Origin of the sequence: Kitasatospora sp. NPDC093558, assembly GCF_040683475.1 — a bacterium.
Lineage (GTDB): Bacteria > Actinomycetota > Actinomycetes > Streptomycetales > Streptomycetaceae > Kitasatospora.
In genome coordinates, this window is sequence record NZ_JBFBDY010000562.1 from 1 (window position 1) to 4,044 (window position 4,044).

Below are 4,044 nucleotides of genomic sequence, written 5' to 3' on the forward strand. Positions count from 1 at the left end.
AGCGTTTCACGGTCACCCCGCAACTGCATGCCCGCCTCGTTCTGTGGTGCGGGAACGCGGCCGCGGTGCACCGTGAGCTCCTCGCCGAGGCCCGCGCCGCCGATGACGACCCGGAGGAGACGGACATGCCGGTGGCATGTGAGTTATCGCTGTAACCCTGTATGTGTGTCAGGCTCTGGCGTGCTCTCCCACTGATTGAGTAGGAATCAGATGGTTCGTGGATAGCTGTACTTGAGCTGGGTGTATTCATCTTGATCGAAGCACACGGTCACTGGCTGGTGCCTCTGACCTGCTATCCCACTGATTGGGCGAGAATCCCGGATCTATCGCGAGAATCCTTATGTGATTCGCTGTATGTGTGCAGGTCAGAGAGGCTACTCAGGAGGATGCCAGCAGCGCTGAGTGTGTGATGCGTGAGGTGCCACGCATCACTGGTGATGGCCCAGGGCGTCGCTCAAGCGATGCCGGCGCGCTCCTCGGGGCGCCTGTAGGCGGTCGCGCTCGGTGAGTGACGGTGTGACAGGTGAGGATGCACTGGCAAGGCGGTGGCCCAGGACGGGGCCGTGGGCGGAATCTGCCTCATGCGTCGTCGTTGTGTCCGACGTGGATGCGGGCGAGGCGTTCGAGGGTGATGTCCTCGTCGCCCTGCTCCATGGCGTCGATGGCGGCCTGGCAAACGAGGTGGGACAGGTGCTTGAAGTGGCCCCCGGTGCGCTTGTGCAGGTACTCCGCGTGCTTGGTCAGCGCGTGTTCGCTGAGATGATGCAGGCACAGGTTGTCCTCGAAACCCTTCAGGACCTTGAGCCAGACTTCCTGCTCGCTGGCCGTATGGCACTGGAGCGGGTCGAGCCAGGTCACGGGCAACGCGCTGCGGACCGGCTGCTCCTTCGGGAGGTCTGCGGAGGCGCCGGCTTTGACGCGATCCTTATTGACGCGTTCCTTGAGGCCGGTAGTTGCGTCCCTGAGCTTGTCGGCCTTCACGCGGGCGGCTTGGATGATGTCGGTGGCCCCGGTGCCGCAGAAGATTGTCCCGATGCCGAACTTGGTGCGGAGGTAGTCGAAGTAGTGCAGTGCGGGCCCGAGTTGGTCGGCGTTGGTGCGCTGGATGTCGTCGATGAGGAACATGCGGGTCTGCGCGCGTTCCAGGACGTGGGTGACCGGGATGCTCATGTCCGGCAGGCGTCGCTGGTCCCACAGCGCCTGGTCGTCCTTGGGGGGCGGGTTGAGGCCGAGGAAGTGGGCGATCTCCCAGATCCAGTTGACCTTGCCGTCGCTGTCGTAGGGGACGGTGATATGGACGACCGGGATGACGCTGGGGGTGGCCCGGGACAGGTCTTCTCCTTCCACCCAGGCTTGGTACTCCCGTCCGATAGCCCGTAGCAGGTAGGACTTCCCGGTGCCGGCGGGGCCGTCGATGACCCTGTCGAGGAAGCCTTCGCTCCTGTGCCTGTTGGCCTTGAAGGTGTGGAAGGCGTGCAGCAGGGCTTGCTCGAACTTGGGGTAGAGCACCAGCCGCAGGTGGCTGTTGTAGACCAGGCGGCGGTCGTCGTGCGAGAGGGGGAACCCGGCGGGGCTGCAGGTGGCCAGGTCCGGGCGCTCCACCTTCTCGCGGACGTGCGAGTTCCAGCCGTCCAGGGTGAACAGCCAGCGTGGCAGCAGCGGAGTGGTCTGTGCGTGCGTGAGCACGCGTTCGTCGAGGGCGGCGCGGCGGGCAGCGGGGGCTCTCATATGGCTCCTCGGGATGCGGAGTGAGCAGGCGACAGGATCCCTGGACTCACGCGAGAGGCTTCGGGGCGGGGCCGTCTGGCTGGGGAGGGACCTCGTGGTGGCTCTCCGAGGGCCGCATCGCGGGAGCCGGCGGCGACGCCGGGTTCCGGCCGGCCTGCGGGCGGTGTCCGGCGGGGGAGGACGAGTAGGCGGTGATCGTGCTCAGGTCGATGTCGGCCAGCCCCGCATACGGGTCGTCCTGCGGTGTCGGGGGTTCGTCTGGCGGAGGGACCGGGGTCGGGGGTTCCCGGTCGCGGCCGGCCACGGGAAGGGACGGGTAGGCGGTGATTGCGCCGAGGTCGACCTCGGGCAGGTCCGCATACGGGTCCTGTTCCGTCTCCTCGATCTCCAACGGCCGGCCCTGGAACGGGATGATCGGGCCGGTCCGTCGGCCGGGGCCCTTGCGGGTGCGGACGCGGCGCTCCCGCAGAGCGAGGGTGAGGGCCAGTTCGTCGACGGGCCGGCCAGCCTCCTGCTCCCTCAACTTGACCTCGTCCCACAGGTATTGCGTCCAGGGGTTGGTGAGCAGGTGCGCGTGGACGAAGTCGCAGCGGATCCAGTCCCCGTCGCCGCGGTGGTCGAACAGCCAGGCTACCTGCGGCCGGTAGGGGTCGTAGGAGGCCTGCCACCGGTCGCCCTTCTCCAGCAGTCCGGAGGGCTGCCTGGTCAGCTCGTGCAGGCGTCCCCGGGGGTTCTGGTAGGTGCGGTTGTCGATCTGGATGCCCTTGTCGGTGACCGTCACCCAGGCCGGCTCCAGCAGGTGACGGGAGTCCTCGGGGGACAGTGGGCGCGGCCGGTAGCCGGTCATCGCCACCAGGTGGTGGTACATCTCGTTGGGCGACAGCACCTTGCCCGGCGTGAAGGGGCTGCGCAGGCCCTTGTGGGGTGTCTGCTGGTACTCCAGTGCCAGCCACTCCTCGGCGCACTCCTGCAACTCGTAGATGGTGCGCAGTGGCTGGTGTTCGACGCCGCGCCCGCGCTGCTGGTGACTGCGCCCGGTCCAGCCGGCGACGTACTGGCTGAAGGAGTCGGCGAGGGTGGGGAAGAACCGCTCTCCGAGCGGCTTGTCGGTCGGGGTGTCCTTGCGGGCGTGCCGCAAGGTGATGCCTAGGAAGTCGCAGACCCGCTGGAAGTGCTCACTCACGTACGGGCTGCCCTGGTCGATGACGATGGTCCGCGGGTGGATGACCGGCCGGGCCGCGGTCGCCTCGGTGAAGCGGGGGTCGGCCTGCTGGAGGTCGGCGAAGGGCAGGGCCGAGACGGCGGCTGCGGTCAGCGGCGACCAGCCGGGCCGGGTCGGCATGGGGGAGAAGCACTGCGCCAGGGTCATGACCAGGTCGATGGTCTTGGTGGCGCGGCCTCCGATGCGAGGCCCGTCCGTGCGGCCTTCACCCCAGATCGCGGGGACGATCATGATGGCGGCCAGGGTCCTGGAGGCGACGTCGATCAGGCCGGTTGCCTCGGCGGAAATCACCTCGGCGTTGTCGCCGAGCGCCTTGATGTGCAGGGGAGTGGTGTCCATCTGCATCAGCGCACCCGGCTGCAGTGCGACGGTCGGGGTGTACGGGGCCGGGGGTTTGCTGGCCCGGCTGGACCGCTGCCGGGTCGTCTCCCGAACTTGCTTGGACAGGCCCAGCTCGTCCATGCGCTTGTAGAAGGTGGACTCCGGCAGCGTCAGCCGCACGCGCTCCTCGGGGTCCTTGAGTTCCTTGCTGTAGCGCTTGTTCAGCAGCTCCAGCACGGTCTCGTAGTAGCTGCCGATCGTTGCGCCCGACTCCCTCGCCCGGATGGCCACGGCCTCGTGTATGAGCGCGATCAGGCGCGGATCGGTGCGCCCGCCTGGCTTTCGGGCCTTGCCCTTGCGGCCGTCCAGGATCAGCACCAGCGGGTTCTCGTTCGCCCGCTTCCACCGCAGCCGCTTGACCTCCAGCATGCGGGCAGTGATGTGGATGTCCGCTGCGGCCAGTTCTGCCGACTTCGCCTCGTACCGCTGGGCCAAAGTGGTCGAGTCGGGGTCGTAGCCCGGGCGCGGAACCCGGTGCCCCGGGCGCAGCCCAGTGTCGACCTCCTTCATGTGCCGGTGCCACCACAGCGCCTGCGTGCGATCCACCTTGGAGGCCGCCTGCAGCACGACATTGAGGGGCGGCAGCCCCGCCGGGACCTGCGGTTCGCCGTCCCCGTCCAGGACGGCGAAGTCCCCGGCCGCGACCAGGGCCCGGTACAGACACGTCACCGGCAGAACGTCCTCGGCGGTCGGCGCCAACGTGACGTGCGGGC

The 4,044-nt window shown here is 68.1% G+C and carries 2 protein-coding genes; both read right to left on the bottom strand.

Annotated features, from left to right (window positions below; translation table 11 throughout):
* Positions 1-579 precede the first annotated feature (579 nt).
* Positions 580-1,728, bottom strand: a complete 1,149-nt coding sequence (locus tag AB0O00_RS31425) for an ATP-binding protein (RefSeq protein WP_363657547.1) — start codon at positions 1,726-1,728, stop codon at positions 580-582.
* A 46-nt stretch (positions 1,729-1,774) separates the two neighbouring features.
* Positions 1,775-4,044: transposase (locus AB0O00_RS31430; RefSeq protein WP_363657549.1), on the bottom strand; the 2,270-nt coding region annotated here is incomplete at its 5' end.